The following is a 13733-nucleotide window of genomic DNA, read 5'->3' as shown; positions in this document are numbered from 1 at the left end:
GTACCGCTGACATTTCGCTCCGGAAAGCGCGGTCCCTTCCGTGCCCCCTAGGAACACGGTCCGGCCCGGCGCGCCCGGGCCCGCGTGCCTAGCCTGAAATGATGCTGCTTCATGAATTCATGTGGGCGCGGGGGCGCGCGACGCCCGACCGCCCGGCCGTGGTGGAACTGTCCGAGACCGGGGAACTGGTCTCCACCTCCTACGGCCGGCTGGCCGAACTGTCCGACACGTACGCGTCGGCGCTGGCGGAGGCCGGCCTCGGCATCGGGGACCGGGCCGTCATCGAATCGGACACCACGGCCACCGCGGTCGCCCTGCTGCTCGCCTGCTCCCGGCAAGGCATCGCCTTCATCCCGGTCAGCCCGGAGACCCCCGACCAGCGGTTGCGCACCATCACCGACGCGGCCCGCCCGGCCCTGCACCTCCAAGCGCCGGGGGGCGGGCGCACCGGGCTCGCGGAGTCGATCGGCACCGCGCGCTTCGGCACGCACGGCATCACCGTCGAGCGCGCCCCGCTGCCCTCGGCCCGGCCGCGCCGTGCGGTGGTGGAGACCGACACCGCGTACATGATCTTCACGTCCGGGACCACGGGCCGCCCCAAGGGCGTGGTGATGAGCCACCGGGTGACGGCGTTCTACCGCGGCATGCTCGCCGAGGGGATGGTCGGCGCCGACGACCGGGTCGCCACCACCTCCCCGTTGCAGTTCGACTTCTCCCTGCTGGACATCGGGCTCGCCCTCGGCAGCGGCGCCACGCTGGTGCCCGTACCGCGCCAGGTGCTGTTCTTCCCGCGCCGCTTCCTGGGCTTCCTGGAGACGGCCCGGGTCACGCACGTCGACGGGGTGCCCTCGATCTGGCGGGCCCCCCTGCGCCACGAGCCCGAGCTGCTCGCCTCGCTGTCCACGCTCTCCTCCCTCCTCTTCTGCGGGGAGGACTTCCCGCTGCCGGAGCTGCGGCGCATGCAGGAACTGCGGCCGGGCACCCGGGTCATCAACTGCTACGGCGCCACGGAGTCGATGGCCGCCTCCTTCGCGGACGTGCCCAATCCGCTGCCCGAGGATCTCCAGCGGCTGTCGATCGGGAACGCCCACCGCGGCGCGGACATGCTGCTGTTCGACGAGGACGGCACCCTGGTCACCGAGCCGGGGGCGGTCGGCGAGATCCACCTCTACAGCCCCTCGCTCTTCACCGGGTACTTCGACGACCCGGAGGCCACCGCGCGAGCCCTGGTCCCCGACCCGCTGGACCCCGCCTCCGGCCGGACCGTCCTGCGCACCGGCGACCTCGCCCAGCACGGCGAGAAGGGGGAGCTGTACTTCCTGGGCCGGCGCGACTCGCAGGTGCAGATCCGCGGCAACCGGATCGAGATCGGCGAAGTGGAGCGGGCCGTCGCGCAGTTCCCCGGCGTGACCTCGGTGGCCGTCCTGGCCCTGCCCCGGGCGGACGGGGAGCTGGCCCTGCACGCCTTCGTGGTACCGGCCCCGGACGCCGGGGCGTTCAGCGAGCAGGCCCTGGCGGTGTTCTGCAAGCAGACCTTGAACCCGTACATGGTGCCGTCCCGGTTCACGGTGCTGACGCGCCTGCCGGTCACGTCCAACGGCAAGACCGACCGCAGGGCGCTGGCCGCGCAGACGGCGTAGGGCTCCGGCGCGGGACGGCCCGCACCCGGCGCGCGGACCGTCCCGCGCCCGGTGTGCGGGCCGTCCCGTGGTGTGCGGGCCGCGCGGGACCCGCCGCGGGTCACGGCAGGCCGGCGGCCCGGCGGGCGAGTGCGCCCCGGTCGATCTTGCGGTTGGAGTTGAGGGGGAACTCCTCCAGGTGCCGGTAGTCCCTCGGCAGCATGCCCTTGGGCAGCGCGTCGCGCATCTGACGGGCGAGCACGGCCGCCGGTACCGGATCGCCGGTGTAGAAGACGACCAGTTCGGCCCTGTCCTCGGCGGTCCGCGTCACCACGACCGCGTCGCGCACCGCGTCGCAGCCGCGGACGGCGTGCTCGACCTCCGCGAGCTCGATCCGCCACCCCTGCACCTGCACCTGGGAGTCGAGGCGGCCCAGGTAGACGAGTTCGCCGTCGGCCGGGCGGCGGACCCGGTCCCCGGTGCGGTAGTAGCGGACGCCGTCGTGCCGCAGGAAGCGGCCCTCGTCGTCACCGGGGTCGAGGTATCCCCTGGTGAGCTGCGGGCCGGCGACGCACAGCTCGCCCTCGGGCTCCTCGGTGGGCCGTCCGTCCTCGCCGAGCAGCAGGTACGCGTGGCCCTCGTGCACGCGGCCGATGGGCACCAGCCCGTTGACGCAGCGGTCCGGCGAGGTGTCGGGCTCCCAGCGGTGCCCGGTGACGGTGATGGTCAGCTCGGTGGGCCCGTAGATGTTCTCCAGCGTGGAACGGGGCGCGGCGGCCTGCCAGTCGGCGGCGTCGTCCTGGCGCAGCGCCTCCCCGGCGAACAGGCTCCAGCGCAGCCCGGCCATCGCGCCGGGGACCAGCCCGCCCAGCCGCCGCACCATGGTGATGGCGCTCGGCGTGGAGAACCACACGGTCAGTCCGTGCTCGGCCAGGTACCGGGGCAGGTCGCGATAGGCACCGGCGGGCACCGCGTCGACGGCCGCTCCCGCGCCCCAGGCGCAGAACAGGTCGAACATCGCGCAGTCGAAGTTCAGGTCGAAGGTCTGCGAGAAGACGTCGCCCGCGTGGAAGTCGTACCGCTTGTCGGCCAGCTGGAAGTAGTGGTGCGCGCTGTCGTGGGAGATGGGCACCCCCTTCGGACGGCCGGTGGAGCCCGAGGTGAACAGCACGTAGGCGGTGTCGTTCGCCGCGACGGGCACCGGCTCGTCGAGGGCGGGCCCGGTGAACGGTGTCCGGTGCGCCGCCGGCCCCCGGTCCGCGTCGGCTCCGGCGGCGAGGGCCGGGAGTTCGAGTCCGGTCTCCTTCAGCGCCGCCAGCCCCCGGCCGTCGGCGATCACCGCCCCCGCCCCGGCGGCCTCCAGCATCCGGCGGGTGCGGACGGCGGGGAACTCGGCGTGCAGAGGGACCACCGTGGCGCCCGTGTAGAGCGCGGCCAGGAGGGAGAGGTAGGCGTCCGCGCTCTTGCCCGCCAGCACACCGACGGCGGCGGGCGGGCCCTCGAGCCCGGCGAGGAGGGCCCCGGCCCGGGCGAGCGCGGTCTCGTGCGCCTCCTCGTAACTGATCCTGCGGTCGCCGTCCCGGACGGCGGTACCGGTCGGCGAAATGCGCAGGCCGCTGAGAAAACGCTCGTACAACGGCCGCCCGGCGGTGCTTTCCATGGTTACTCCAGATTCCTGAATAGGGGTCAGAGAAGGGTTGCGCCCATTCCAGTCGCCCCCTTACTCATGGACGTGCGAGCCACCACCTGCTGGGTCGCCGGAATACAGCGAGAAAACGGAGCCTGTTATGTGGAATGAGCAGTTCGAGGAGATTCTCCGCAGCCACCTTCCCTTCCTGGCGAAAGAGCAGGAGATCCAGGAGGACGACGATCTGCGCGACCTCGGCCTCGATTCGATGGGAATGGTCGGTCTGATAGCGGATCTGGAGAGCGGCCTGTCCATCCGCTTCGCCGACGACATGATGCGGATGGAGAACTTCGCCACCCCGGGCACGCTGTGGCGGGGCCTGGCGGCCCTGATGCCCGCCTGATCCCCCATGCCGACGTGCGAGCGCCCTCCGCCGGGCCGGCGGAGGGCGCTCACTCACGCGGCGGACCGGCGCACGGGTCTGCGCGGGGCGGTGCGGCGCGGCCGCATGGCCGCGGCGGGCGTCAGCCGGACCACCTCGAAGCTGCGGGTGGTCAGCGCGACCCGGCCGAAGAGCGCGTCGGGACCCGCCACCCGCACCGTGGCGACGCCCAGTTCCTTGAGGGTGCCCACCACCTCGGGCCAGCGCACTGGTCGCACATAGCCGTCCAGCAGCATCGCCCGGGTGTCGTCGGCCGTCTTCAGTACCCGCCCGTCCTGGTCGGCGACGACCGGCAGCGCGGGCTCGTGGAAGGTGAGGCCGGAGAAGATCTCCCGCTCGACGGTGTCGCGCAGGTCCCCGAAAGCGGCGCAGTGCATGGGCGGCCGCATGGTGTAGATCGGCATGCCGCCCAGGGCGCGTATCCGCTCCTTGAACCGGGGCAGGCTCTCCTCGCGCAGCGTGTACATCCAGAAGTCGTCGTCGATGTGGCACGCCAGGTCGTACCACTCCCCCCGTTCGTCCAGCTCGGCGAGGACGACGGCCAGCTTGTCCGGGGGCGTACGGGCGAAGGACTGCGTGACGGCGTCCCGGTGGTGCTCGGCGAAGTACGCGGTCTCGTGGCGGTACATCTGCGCGGTCATCGAGACGGCGTCCTCGAAGCTCAGCGCGCCGGAGAACACGGCCGCCGCCTTCCCGCCGAAGCTCGCCCCCGCGATCACGTCGGGCTGCTCGCCCGCGCCGTCGAAGGACCACCGGGCGAGCGCCACGCTGTTGACGAGGAACGCCGTCTGGGCGTACTCGGAGTAGTCGTCCGGGTCGTCACGGAAACGTTCCAGCAGGTCGTAGCCGAGCACCTCCTCGGCCCGCCTGAGCAGGTCCCGCGCGTAGGGGTTGGCGAGCATGAAGCGGGACACGTCCTCGAACGGGGACGGCGCCATGCCCGGGAAGACCACCGCGGTACCGCTGTGTGCTTCTGTGTCCATGAGTGTTCGGCCTCCTGGCGGTTACGAGGTCAGCTTCACGAAGCTCTCCTCGAGCCGCGTGAGAACGTCGCGTATGTGGGGCAACCGCAGCGGGTCCGCCGCCTCCAGGGCCTCCTGCTGCCGGGCCCGGGTGTCTCCGTAGAGCAGGCTGGTGGCCATCTTGAAGCGCAGCGCGCCCTCGTCGTCCCCGAGGTGGTGCCCGGCCAGGACCACGACGCCGTAGGTGTCGAAGAGGTGCTGGAACAGCGAGGGCGAGTCGGTGACGCCCCACGTGCCCGCCAGGTGCTCCCGCAGCGGCTCGAAGTCGGGGTAGAGGTAGAACGCGCCGGTGGGCGGACGGCACAGGGCGCCGACCCCGGTCACGATGCGGTGCACCTCCCGGGCGACCGCGCCGTGCAGCCGGGCGCTGGCGGCGAGCCGGTCCCGGATCTCCGGCGGCTCGCTGAAGGCGTACCGGGCCACCTCCTGCATCGGCAGTGCCAGCGTGGACCAGATCTCGCTGGCGGCGGCGGCCACCGCGTCGTGGATCCGCCGTCCCCGCGGCCCGTCCGGGAAGCGCATCGCACCGATGCGCCAGCCGCCCACGGCGAGGGTCTTGCTCAGTCCGGTACTCACCACCGTGCGGTGCGGGGCGACTTCGGCGGGGCTGAGGAACGGGGTGGCCGGGTCGTGCGTGATGTCCCGGTAGATCTCGTCCGAGACGATCAGCAGGTCCTCCTGCTCCGCGATGGCGCAGATCTCCCGGATCCGCTCGGGCCCGGCGAGGGTCCCGGTGGGGTTGTCCGGGAGGGTGAGCACCACGATCCTCGGGTCGTGGCCGTAGCCGCGGGCCGCCCGGATCTCCTGCCGCAAAAGCGTCGGGTCGGGGATGCCGCCGCAGTCCTGCGGGATGGGGACGCCGAACGCCCGCTTGCCCGCCAGGGCCGCCTGCGGGGCGTAGGTGTTCCAGGCCGGCCGCGGGATGATCACGTCGCCGTCCACGACCAGCTGGACCGCCATGAGCAGCGGTTTGCTGCCGGGACCGACGATCACCTGGTCCGGGGAGGTGGGCAGCCGCCGGCGTCCGAAGTACCCGGCGACGGCCTCACGCACCTCTTCGCCGCCGTGGATCGGGCCGTAGGCGTTGTGGGCCGAGCCCGCCGCGAGCCGCTCGGCCAGCGGGGGGAACACGGGCAGCCGGGCTTCCCCGAAGCCGAGGTGGATCAGGGACTCCCCGGCCGCCTGGCGCCGGGCCACTGCCTGGTTGAGGGCGAGGTTGGGTGACAGCCTCGACTCCGACATCGATGGACTCCTCTCAGACGTCCGACCGGTCGTCGGCGTCGGTGGTTCCGGCCCCCGGGCCGCCGGACCGGCCGAGGAACGCCTCGCCGATGTCCGAGGGGGTCGACGGGGCCAGTTCGAGCTCGTCCACCCAGGCGGCGCTGTCCGAGTACAGGGCCCTGAACGGCCGCCCGACGAGCCGGGGGTCGCGGGCCTGGAGCATCCGCAGCTGGAACAGCCGGCCCTGCGGGGTGTCCTCGACACCGTCCACGGCGACCTTGCCGGGAGTCGCGGACATGACCGGGCCGCGCACCGTGCGCGCCAGCCCCGGAAGCCTCCGGTACGCCTCCTGGAAGATCGACACCGCCTTGGCCAGCGGGACCTTGAAGTACTCGTGCGGTCCGGTGTCCCGCTCGACGAACATGTAGTAGGGCACCGCGCCGAGGGAGAGCTGGGTGCGCCACATCGAGCTCCACACGGCGGCGTCGTCGTTGACGTGCGCGATGAGCGGGGCCTGGCAGTACACGAGCGCGCCGGTGGACCTGATCCGGGAGATCGCCCGGCGGGCGATCCCGGTCTCCAGCTCCCGGGGATGGCTGAAGTGCGCCATCACGGCGATGTTCTTGCCGGCGGCCACGACCTCCTCGAACAGCCGCAGGAGATCGTCCGCGTCCTGGTCGGTCACGAAGCGTTGGGGCCAGTAGGCGACGGACTTGGTACCGATCCGGATCGTGTTCAGCGTCGGCACGCCGAGCAGCGGCTCCAGGTGCTTGCGCAGCCGGTCGGTGGTCATGATCATCGGGTCGCCGCCGGTGACCAGCACGTCCTCCACCTCGGGGTGACCGGCGAGGTAGGAGAGCAGCCCCGTGGGGTCGGGCGCGGAGAACTTCAGATCGGCGTCGCCGACGAACTGCGCCCAGCGGAAGCAGTACGTGCAGTAGGCGTGGCAGGTCTGTCCCTGGCCGGGGAAGTAGAGCACCGTCTCGCGGTACTTGTGCTGCATCCCGGGCAGTTCCACCCCTTCCAGCCGGGGCACGTTCAGGCTCATCTGCCCCGAGGGGTGCGGGTTGAGCCCCGCCCGGATCTCGGCGATCGTCCGGCGCAGTTCCCGCTTCGCGGCGGGGTCGGTCTGGCCCGCGAGGACTCCCAGACGCTTGGTGTCCTCCGTGTTCAGCATGCCCCGCTGGGGGAAGACCAGCTGGAAGATCGGGTCGTCCGGGACCCGCTGCCAGTCGACGAGCTCCTCCAGGACGTACTGGTTCACCCTGAAGGGCAGGACCATCGAGCTGAGCCGCACGGTCTCGGCGACGTCGTCGGGCAGCCCGTAGCGGGCGGCGATGTCGTCGATGTGGCGCGGCCCGTAGGCGCGGTAGCGCGCCGCCTCGTCAGAGGCCTGGGCCAGGAGGGTGGACACGGTGCGTCACCGGCCCTGCTTGACCAGTGCACCGCCGTCGATCCGGATGTGGGTTCCGGTGACGTAGCGGGATTCGTCCGAGGCCAGGAACACCACGGCGCTGGAGACGTCGTCCACCTCGACGAAGGGGACGGGCATCGACTGGATCGAGGCGAAGACCGGGAGCGCGTCCTCCTGGGTCGGGTTCTCCAGGTCGGGGCGGAAGGTGCGGTACACGGTGTCGTTGAGCAGCAGCGGGGTGTCCACGTTGGTCGGGTGGACGGCGTTGACGCGGCGGCCGGAGGGGCCGAGCTGCGCGGCGAGGGAGGTCACGTAGTCGACGAGGGTGTGCTTGGCGAACTTGTACGCGCCCATGCCGGGGCCGGCGATGGCGTCCTCGGGACCGTAGGGGGTGAAGGCCATCACCGAGCCGACGAGGATGACCGAGCCGCCCTCTCCGACGTGCGGGAGGGCCGCGTGCACGGTGTTGAGGACACCGACGAGGTCGATGTCGAGGGTGGTGGTGTAGCTGTCGACCGGGGCCTGGCCCAGCGGCAGGATGCCGGCGTTGGGGATGACGACGTCGAGCCGGCCGCCCAGTTCGGCGACCCCCTCGTCGATGGCCTTCTTCAGGGCGACCGCGTCACGGACGTCGACGCGCCGGGCGACCGCCCGCCGGCCGGTCTTCTCCACCAGCCGGACCGTCTCCTCGAGGTCCTCGGGGCCGGCCAGCGCGTAGGTGGCGGCGTCGATGTCCTCGCAGAGGTCGATCGCGATGATGTCCGCGCCCTCCTCGGCCAGCCTGACCGCGTGATTGCGGCCCTGGCCGCGAGCGGCTCCGGTTATCACGGCAACTTTTCCTTGAACCCGGCCCATTGAGGTCCTCCCGAACCGATCGGCATCGTGCCCGATGCATTCCCCAGCAGTTCTACCGCTGGTTCCTCGGCCATTCGGCGGGCGCTCGCCCCTAACCGGGGCGAGACGACATCCTCAGGGGCCCCTAGGGGAGCCGCGGCCCTCCGGAAAAGGCCGCGGCGCGCAACAGCGCTTCGTCGTAGGGGGAGTTAGGGGCTTTCGCGGCGGGGCCGGTGCTCGGACGATGGGTCGCACACCGCGGGCGCGGCCCGTGTTCCGGCCGGGTCTGGCCGCGCGAACACCGGCGTGAGGTCACCGCCGGCCCATCACGTCGCCGTCCTCAGCAGCCCGTCCGCCACCAACCGCCGCGACCACGCGGCCATGGCGGCGCGCACGGTGCCCGGGTCCGCGCCCCAGCCGTCCGCGAGCACCTCGGAGGCGAGGTCCAGGAAGCCGTCGCTGTGCCGCAGCGCCATCCACATGGCGGTGCCCACGGGGGGACAGCCGCGGACGCCCTGTTCCGTCGTCCGCAACTCCATGTGGCCGTTCTCCCGCACCGTCGCGGTCACTCCGTCAGCCGGAAGGATGCGCATCGCCCGCTCCTCGGTCGCTCGTCGTTCGGTCGGTCCCCCCGAAGTGGCACCAGCCTCCTACGCCCCCGGGAAAGCGGCCATGGTGGCAACCCCCCTTCCCAGCACCCCCGGTGAGGGTGTTGCCAGCACCCCTTGCGCGCTGCGGACAACCCCAGCGGGGCCGGCTCCCCCGGCGTCCTCGCGTCGACCTCGTCCATTCCTCGAGCGCGCTTCCGGCGGTTGCCGGGACCCTCTCGAACACCGGGGCGCCGGCCTGTGCCGCGCCCGTTCCGCTCTCCGACGGGAGTCGTCCATGAGATGTCCCCTCCTACCGCCCCGCGGGGTCCCGGCCGACGCCGGACGCCGCGCGGGTCTCCTCACCGGTCCGGGCGGTGACGCCCGTGTCGGCTGACGGACAGGACCGCGCCTACCCCGACGAACGGATGCTGCTCGCCGGCATCGCCTCCGCCGTCTCCCTGGCCGGGGCGGGCTCCGCGGTCTGGGCCGCGTGGCATGCCTTCGGCCGTGCCCGCAGGCTCAAGGCCGAGGCCGAGCTGCTCCGGGCCGCGGTCCCCGGCCGCCCGGTCCCCGACCACGTGGCCGTGTGACCTTCCGGCCGCTGGTCCGGGTACGTCCCGTCACCGGTACGGGACCAGCGGCCGGTGTGCCCGGTCAGCTCTCCGCGGCCCGTCTGAGGGCGTCGGCCAGGGCGTGCGCGCCCGCGCCCTCCTCGCCGCTGCCGAGAATGACGGGCGGGGGGCTGTGCCCCGACTCCGCCAGCCGCCGGGCGATCGCGTAGGCGGGCGTCCCCGCGCCGGAGAACCCGCCGAGGATCAGCCGCCCGGGTGCCCCGGCGAGCGGTCCCAGCGCCGCGGCGCCCTGCTGGACCGCGTGCGGCGCGGTGCGCAGCAACACCAGTGCCTGCGCGCCCTCGTAGCACCGCAGGAGTCCGTGGTGCCAGTCGTGGGGTGCGCCCGGGGCGCCCACGAGGCATACGGTCGCCGCGTCCGGTGTGCCCGGCGCGCGCAGCGGCACGAGCGTCCCGGCCCGGGTGCCGCGCGCGGGCCCGGTGTGCAGGCGGGGCGTCCCGGCCTCGCCGAGCGTGCCGAGCACGTCGGCGACGGTGGTCGACTCGTCCGCGAGGCCCGGCAGGCGGCGCAGCAGCCGGGCGCAGCGGTCGAGCATGGTCCGCGCTCCCGCGTCCCCCAGCGTCGCGCGGTCGTACACGGTGGACACGACGAGGCCGTCCCGCTCGTCGCGGTACGCCACGACGTCGAGCGCCGCCGAGGTCGGCGCCCCCGTCAGTGCCGCGGGTCCGGCCCGGACGCCGTGTGCCGCGAGCGCCCCGGTGAGCGTGCCGTCCTCGACGGTGCGGTGCTCGAAGGTGAGGCAGACCTCGCCCGGGCCCGGCCGGTCGGCGAGCCCGAGCCAGTCGCGTATCCGGCCGGCGGGGACCCACTCGTACGCGGCCATGCCGAGGACCTGGTCGCGGACGGTCCGCAGCAGCCGGGAGAGCGTCTGCGCGGGGTCGACGGCGACGCTCATCGGCAGCGGGACGGCCAGCGGCCCCGGGACGCGTTCGACGTCCTCCAGCAGGACGCCGCGGCCGGAGAACGTCACCCCGAGCACGACGGGGGCGGGGGTGCCCGCCGTGCCGGACGCCCGGTACAGCACCAGGGCCCACACGGCCTGGAGGACACTGCTTTCGGTGACGCCCCGGCGGGCCGCCCACCGGGTCAGCCGCGCCGTCTCGGCCCGCGACAGCCGGACGCCGCCCCGTCCGGTGCCGTCCTGCCCGGTCCGTTCGCCCGGGGCCGCCGGGCGCAGCGCGACGGGCGGCCGGCAAAGCGGCCGCCGCCAGAAGTCCCGGGCCGCGTCCAGGTTCCGGTCGTCCAGCCAGCGGGTGTAGTCGCGCAGGTCGGGCCGGCGTTCACCGCCGGGCAGCCGGCCTCCGGCGAGATAGGCGCGGTAGAACGTGCGCAGCAGCAGGCGGACGCTCCAGGCGTCGAGCACGGAGCGGTGGTAGGTGAGCGCCACGTCGACGGCGCAGGGCTCGACGGACGGCCCGTCGGGCGCTCGGTCGAGCAGGGCCACGCGCAACAACCCCGGGCGCCGCAGATCGAAGCCGCGCTCGCGTTCCGCCGCCAGCAGGGCTTCGCGGCTCACCGAGGCGTCGTACGGGTGACGCACGACCTCCGGCACGCAGTGGTCGAACAGCACCGCCCGCAGCTGGGGGTCCCAGGCGAAGGCGGTGCGCAGCACGCTCTCCCGGTCGACGACGCACTGCCAGGCAGCGGTGAACCGGCCGGTGTCCAGGGGGCCGTGCCAGCGCCAGGTGAACTGCTCGACCTGCTGGTCCGGTGGGTGCGGTCCCGCCAGCAGTTCCCGCTGGAACGGGGTCACGGGGAAGGTCCGGGCCGGCCGCCGCGCGGGAGGCGGGCCCGGCGGGTGAGCACCGGCCCGGCCGTGCCCGGTGCTGCGCGCCACCGCCGCGGGACCGCTGGTGACCAGGTCCGCCAGCATGCCCGCGGGGCAGGTGGCCCAGTCCCCGAGTCCGGCGGGAAGTTCGAGGGTGTGGTGGTCGGCACCGTGCCGCAGCAGCCGGGGCGCACCGTGCGGTCCGGGGCGTCCGGCGGCGATCTGGGCGAGCGCGGTCCGCAGGACGGCGGTGTCGAGTCTGCCTCTCAGGTCCAGGACGGTGCCGGTGTCCGGAGCCCGGCACCCCGGGTCCAGGACCACGGTCACGCCCGGGACAGAGGACCGGTTGAACGGCATCGGCGCTTCTCCTCCCCTTCTCGGCACGAGAGGCACTGGTGGCGGCAGCACCTCGTGATCGGCAAGGGCACGGTAGCGCCGCGACCGCCGCCTGACCGGCCGTCTCCGCCGGTCCCCTACCGGGTCCCGAGCGGTCCTGGCCGCGCACTCCGCTCGGGGAGGGACGACGCCGTACCGCGTGCCGCGCCGGGCCCCGCTCCGCCCGGCCGCCGAGGATGCCTCCGGCGACCGGGCCCGCTCCCCCGAGGGCGGGCGGTCCGGGCTCTCACGCCGCCGTGAAGAGGTCGAACGTGGACGTGCAGCGCGGTCCGGCCAGCACCTCCAGCTGCGGATCGACGGCGAGCATCGCCTGGTGCAGCCGCTGGAGTTGCGGCGAGGGTTCGACCCCCAGCTCTTCGATCAGCCGCACCCGCAGCCTGCGGTAGATCTCCAGCGCCGCTCCCTGCCGCCCGGAGCGGTAGAGCGCGACCATCGCCTGGGAGTGCAGCCCCTCGTGGTGCGGTTGCCGGGAGGTCAGATCGGTCAGCTCGGCGAGGAGTTCGGCGTGCCGGCCGAGCCTGAGATCCGCGTCGATCCGCCGCTCCACGGTGACCAGGCGGCTCTCCTCCAGCCGCCTCACCTCGATCTCCAGGACCGGCCCGACCCGTACGTCGACCAGGGCCGGCCCCTGCCAGAGGGTGAGCGCCGCGCCGAACCGCTGGGCCGACACCGCGTTGTCACCGGCTTCGAAGGCGGCCTGCCCTTCGCGCACCAGGTTCTCGTACTGGTGCACGTCCACGCTGCACTGCGGGATCTGGAGCAGATACCCCCCGTGCCGGGTCACCAGGACGTCCTTCGCACTGCCCGGGGCAGTCGGCCCCATCGCGGTGCCCAGACGTCTGCGCAACTGGAGTATGTACGTCTGAAGGGTCGTCAGCGCGCTCAGCGGCGGCGCGGTCCCCCATATCTCTTCCATGAGTGTCGGGACGGGCATGACCCGTCCCGGGTAGAGCGCCAGCAGCGACAGTATCTGCCGCGGCTTGGCCGCTGTAGGAACAATCGATCCCCCGTTGACCTCGGCACTGAGCGGACCCAAAACCTGAATCCTCACGGTTTCCTCCGTAGTGGTCGAGCCCTCGTCTGGTCCCTTTCCTGGCCAGAAACCTGCTTCGTGTCGCACGCTAGCCGGGGTCGTCCGCGATCAGCGCTGTCCTGTAGCGGCCCTCAAGTGGATCTGCACGCGTCCTGCCGCGGCGGGACTTCCACCCGCCGGTGCCCGGCGCGCACGACAGCGCGCCGGCCGGGGCGGCGTGTGTGCCGCCCGGCCGGCGCGCTGTCGTAGGTCCGCGGTCAGTGGGCTTGCAGGAGGGGTGCGTTCCCCGTCGCAGCCATGGAGGGCAGCGTCGTCCCCACCGGGGCGAGCGACTCGGGGCCGACGGTCAGGATCGACTGCTGGAGCCGGCGCAGCCGGCCGGAAGGCTCCAGGCCCAGGTCCCGGACGAGCGTGCCGCGCAGCCGGTGGTAGACCTCCAGCGCCTCGCCCCGCCGGCCCGAGCGGTGCAGCGCCAGCATGAACTGGGCGTGCAGGTTCTCGTGGGTGCGGTAACGGCTGGTCAGGACAGTCAGCTCCGACAGGAGTTCGCGGTGGCGGCCGAGGCGCAGATCGGCCTCGATGCGCTGGTCCAGGGCGCACAGCCGGCTCTCCTCCAGCCGCTTGGCCTCCATCTCCAGTTGCGATCCGGCGTGGACGTCCGCGAAGGCGGAGCCGGTCCACAGGGTGAGCGCCTCGCGCAGCCGGCGTGCGGCGCCCGGGAAGTCCCCGCCGTCCATCGCGCGGTAGCCCATGCCCGCGAGCCGTTCGAACTCCCGCACGTCGCTGCTGCCGCCGCTGGAGACGAGCTGGTACCCGCCGGGGAGGGTCATCAGGACGTCCTTGGCGCTGCGCGCCGGTGTCCCGTCGGCCGGGTCCTTCAACAGCGCGACGGCGATCAGCTCGCGCAACTGCAGTATGTACGTCTGTAGGGTGGTGCGGGCACTGCGTGGCGGTCGGCCCGCCCACAGCTCCTCGATGAGGGCACAGACCGGCACCACTTGATCGGCGTACAACGCCAGAAGGGCGAGTACCTGCCGAGGCTTCGGCGCCGTCGGTGCGACGGACGCCCCGTTCTCCCTGACGTTCAATGCGCCTAGTACATCAATGTCCACGTCAGTCCCCCTGAGTGATGTGT

At 73.0% G+C, this 13733-nt stretch carries 12 protein-coding genes; 3 read left to right on the top strand and 9 right to left on the bottom strand.

Annotation, left to right across the window (positions count from 1 at the left end; all coding sequences use genetic code 11):
- The first annotated feature begins 101 nt into the window (after window positions 1-101).
- A complete protein-coding gene (locus ACIRGB_RS33075; protein ID WP_403872693.1) occupies window positions 102-1640 on the top strand; it encodes an AMP-binding protein in 1539 nt (512 codons plus the stop codon).
- 100 nt (window positions 1641-1740) lie between these two features.
- On the opposite strand, the gene ACIRGB_RS33070 is transcribed toward ACIRGB_RS33075, so the two are convergent.
- Entirely contained in the window at window positions 1741-3279 is a 1539-nt protein-coding gene (locus tag ACIRGB_RS33070; protein ID WP_403872691.1) for an AMP-binding protein, read from the bottom strand.
- Window positions 3280-3406: 127 nt separating this feature from the next.
- Between ACIRGB_RS33070 and ACIRGB_RS33065 the strand changes: the two genes are divergently transcribed.
- Entirely contained in the window at window positions 3407-3649 is a 243-nt protein-coding gene (locus ACIRGB_RS33065; RefSeq protein WP_403872689.1) for a phosphopantetheine-binding protein, read from the top strand.
- Window positions 3650-3702: 53 nt separating this feature from the next.
- Here ACIRGB_RS33065 and ACIRGB_RS33060 read toward each other — a convergent pair whose 3' ends face one another.
- From ACIRGB_RS33060 to ACIRGB_RS33040, 5 genes are all read right to left on the bottom strand, one after another.
- Window positions 3703-4671 carry an ACP S-malonyltransferase gene (locus tag ACIRGB_RS33060; RefSeq protein WP_403872687.1) on the bottom strand — a complete coding sequence of 323 codons (969 nt, stop codon included), beginning with the start codon at window positions 4669-4671 and terminating at the stop codon, window positions 3703-3705.
- Between the two features lie 21 nt (window positions 4672-4692).
- Window positions 4693-5952, bottom strand: coding sequence for a pyridoxal phosphate-dependent aminotransferase (locus ACIRGB_RS33055; RefSeq protein ID WP_403872685.1), 1260 nt, complete (start codon window positions 5950-5952; stop codon window positions 4693-4695).
- A gap of 13 nt (window positions 5953-5965) precedes the next feature.
- Window positions 5966-7345: a KamA family radical SAM protein gene (locus ACIRGB_RS33050; protein WP_403872683.1), complete on the bottom strand. Its 1380-nt coding sequence runs from the start codon at window positions 7343-7345 to the stop codon at window positions 5966-5968.
- Window positions 7346-7351: 6 nt separating this feature from the next.
- Window positions 7352-8200, bottom strand: a complete 849-nt coding sequence (locus tag ACIRGB_RS33045) for a mycofactocin-coupled SDR family oxidoreductase (RefSeq protein ID WP_403872681.1) — start codon at window positions 8198-8200, stop codon at window positions 7352-7354.
- A 305-nt stretch (window positions 8201-8505) separates the two neighbouring features.
- Window positions 8506-8772 carry a PqqD family protein gene (locus ACIRGB_RS33040; protein WP_403872679.1) on the bottom strand — a complete coding sequence of 89 codons (267 nt, stop codon included), beginning with the start codon at window positions 8770-8772 and terminating at the stop codon, window positions 8506-8508.
- A gap of 380 nt (window positions 8773-9152) precedes the next feature.
- Here ACIRGB_RS33040 and ACIRGB_RS33035 point away from each other — a divergent pair, with 380 nt between their 5' ends.
- A complete protein-coding gene (locus ACIRGB_RS33035; protein WP_403872677.1) occupies window positions 9153-9359 on the top strand; it encodes a hypothetical protein in 207 nt (68 codons plus the stop codon).
- 64 nt (window positions 9360-9423) lie between these two features.
- On the opposite strand, the gene ACIRGB_RS33030 is transcribed toward ACIRGB_RS33035, so the two are convergent.
- The 3 genes from ACIRGB_RS33030 to ACIRGB_RS33020 form a co-directional block, all read right to left on the bottom strand.
- Window positions 9424-11526 (bottom strand): condensation domain-containing protein, encoded by a 2103-nt coding sequence (locus ACIRGB_RS33030; RefSeq protein ID WP_403872675.1) that lies wholly within the window; start codon window positions 11524-11526, stop codon window positions 9424-9426.
- Window positions 11527-11791: 265 nt separating this feature from the next.
- A complete protein-coding gene (locus ACIRGB_RS33025; protein ID WP_403872674.1) occupies window positions 11792-12616 on the bottom strand; it encodes a BTAD domain-containing putative transcriptional regulator in 825 nt (274 codons plus the stop codon).
- A gap of 239 nt (window positions 12617-12855) precedes the next feature.
- Window positions 12856-13710, bottom strand: coding sequence for a BTAD domain-containing putative transcriptional regulator (locus tag ACIRGB_RS33020; RefSeq protein ID WP_403872672.1), 855 nt, complete (start codon window positions 13708-13710; stop codon window positions 12856-12858).
- Window positions 13711-13733 lie beyond the last annotated feature (23 nt).

This window comes from Streptomyces sp. NPDC102490, from assembly GCF_044765285.1.
Classification (GTDB): Bacteria; Actinomycetota; Actinomycetes; order Streptomycetales; family Streptomycetaceae; genus Streptomyces.
This window is presented reverse-complemented; position numbering and strand designations above follow the sequence as displayed.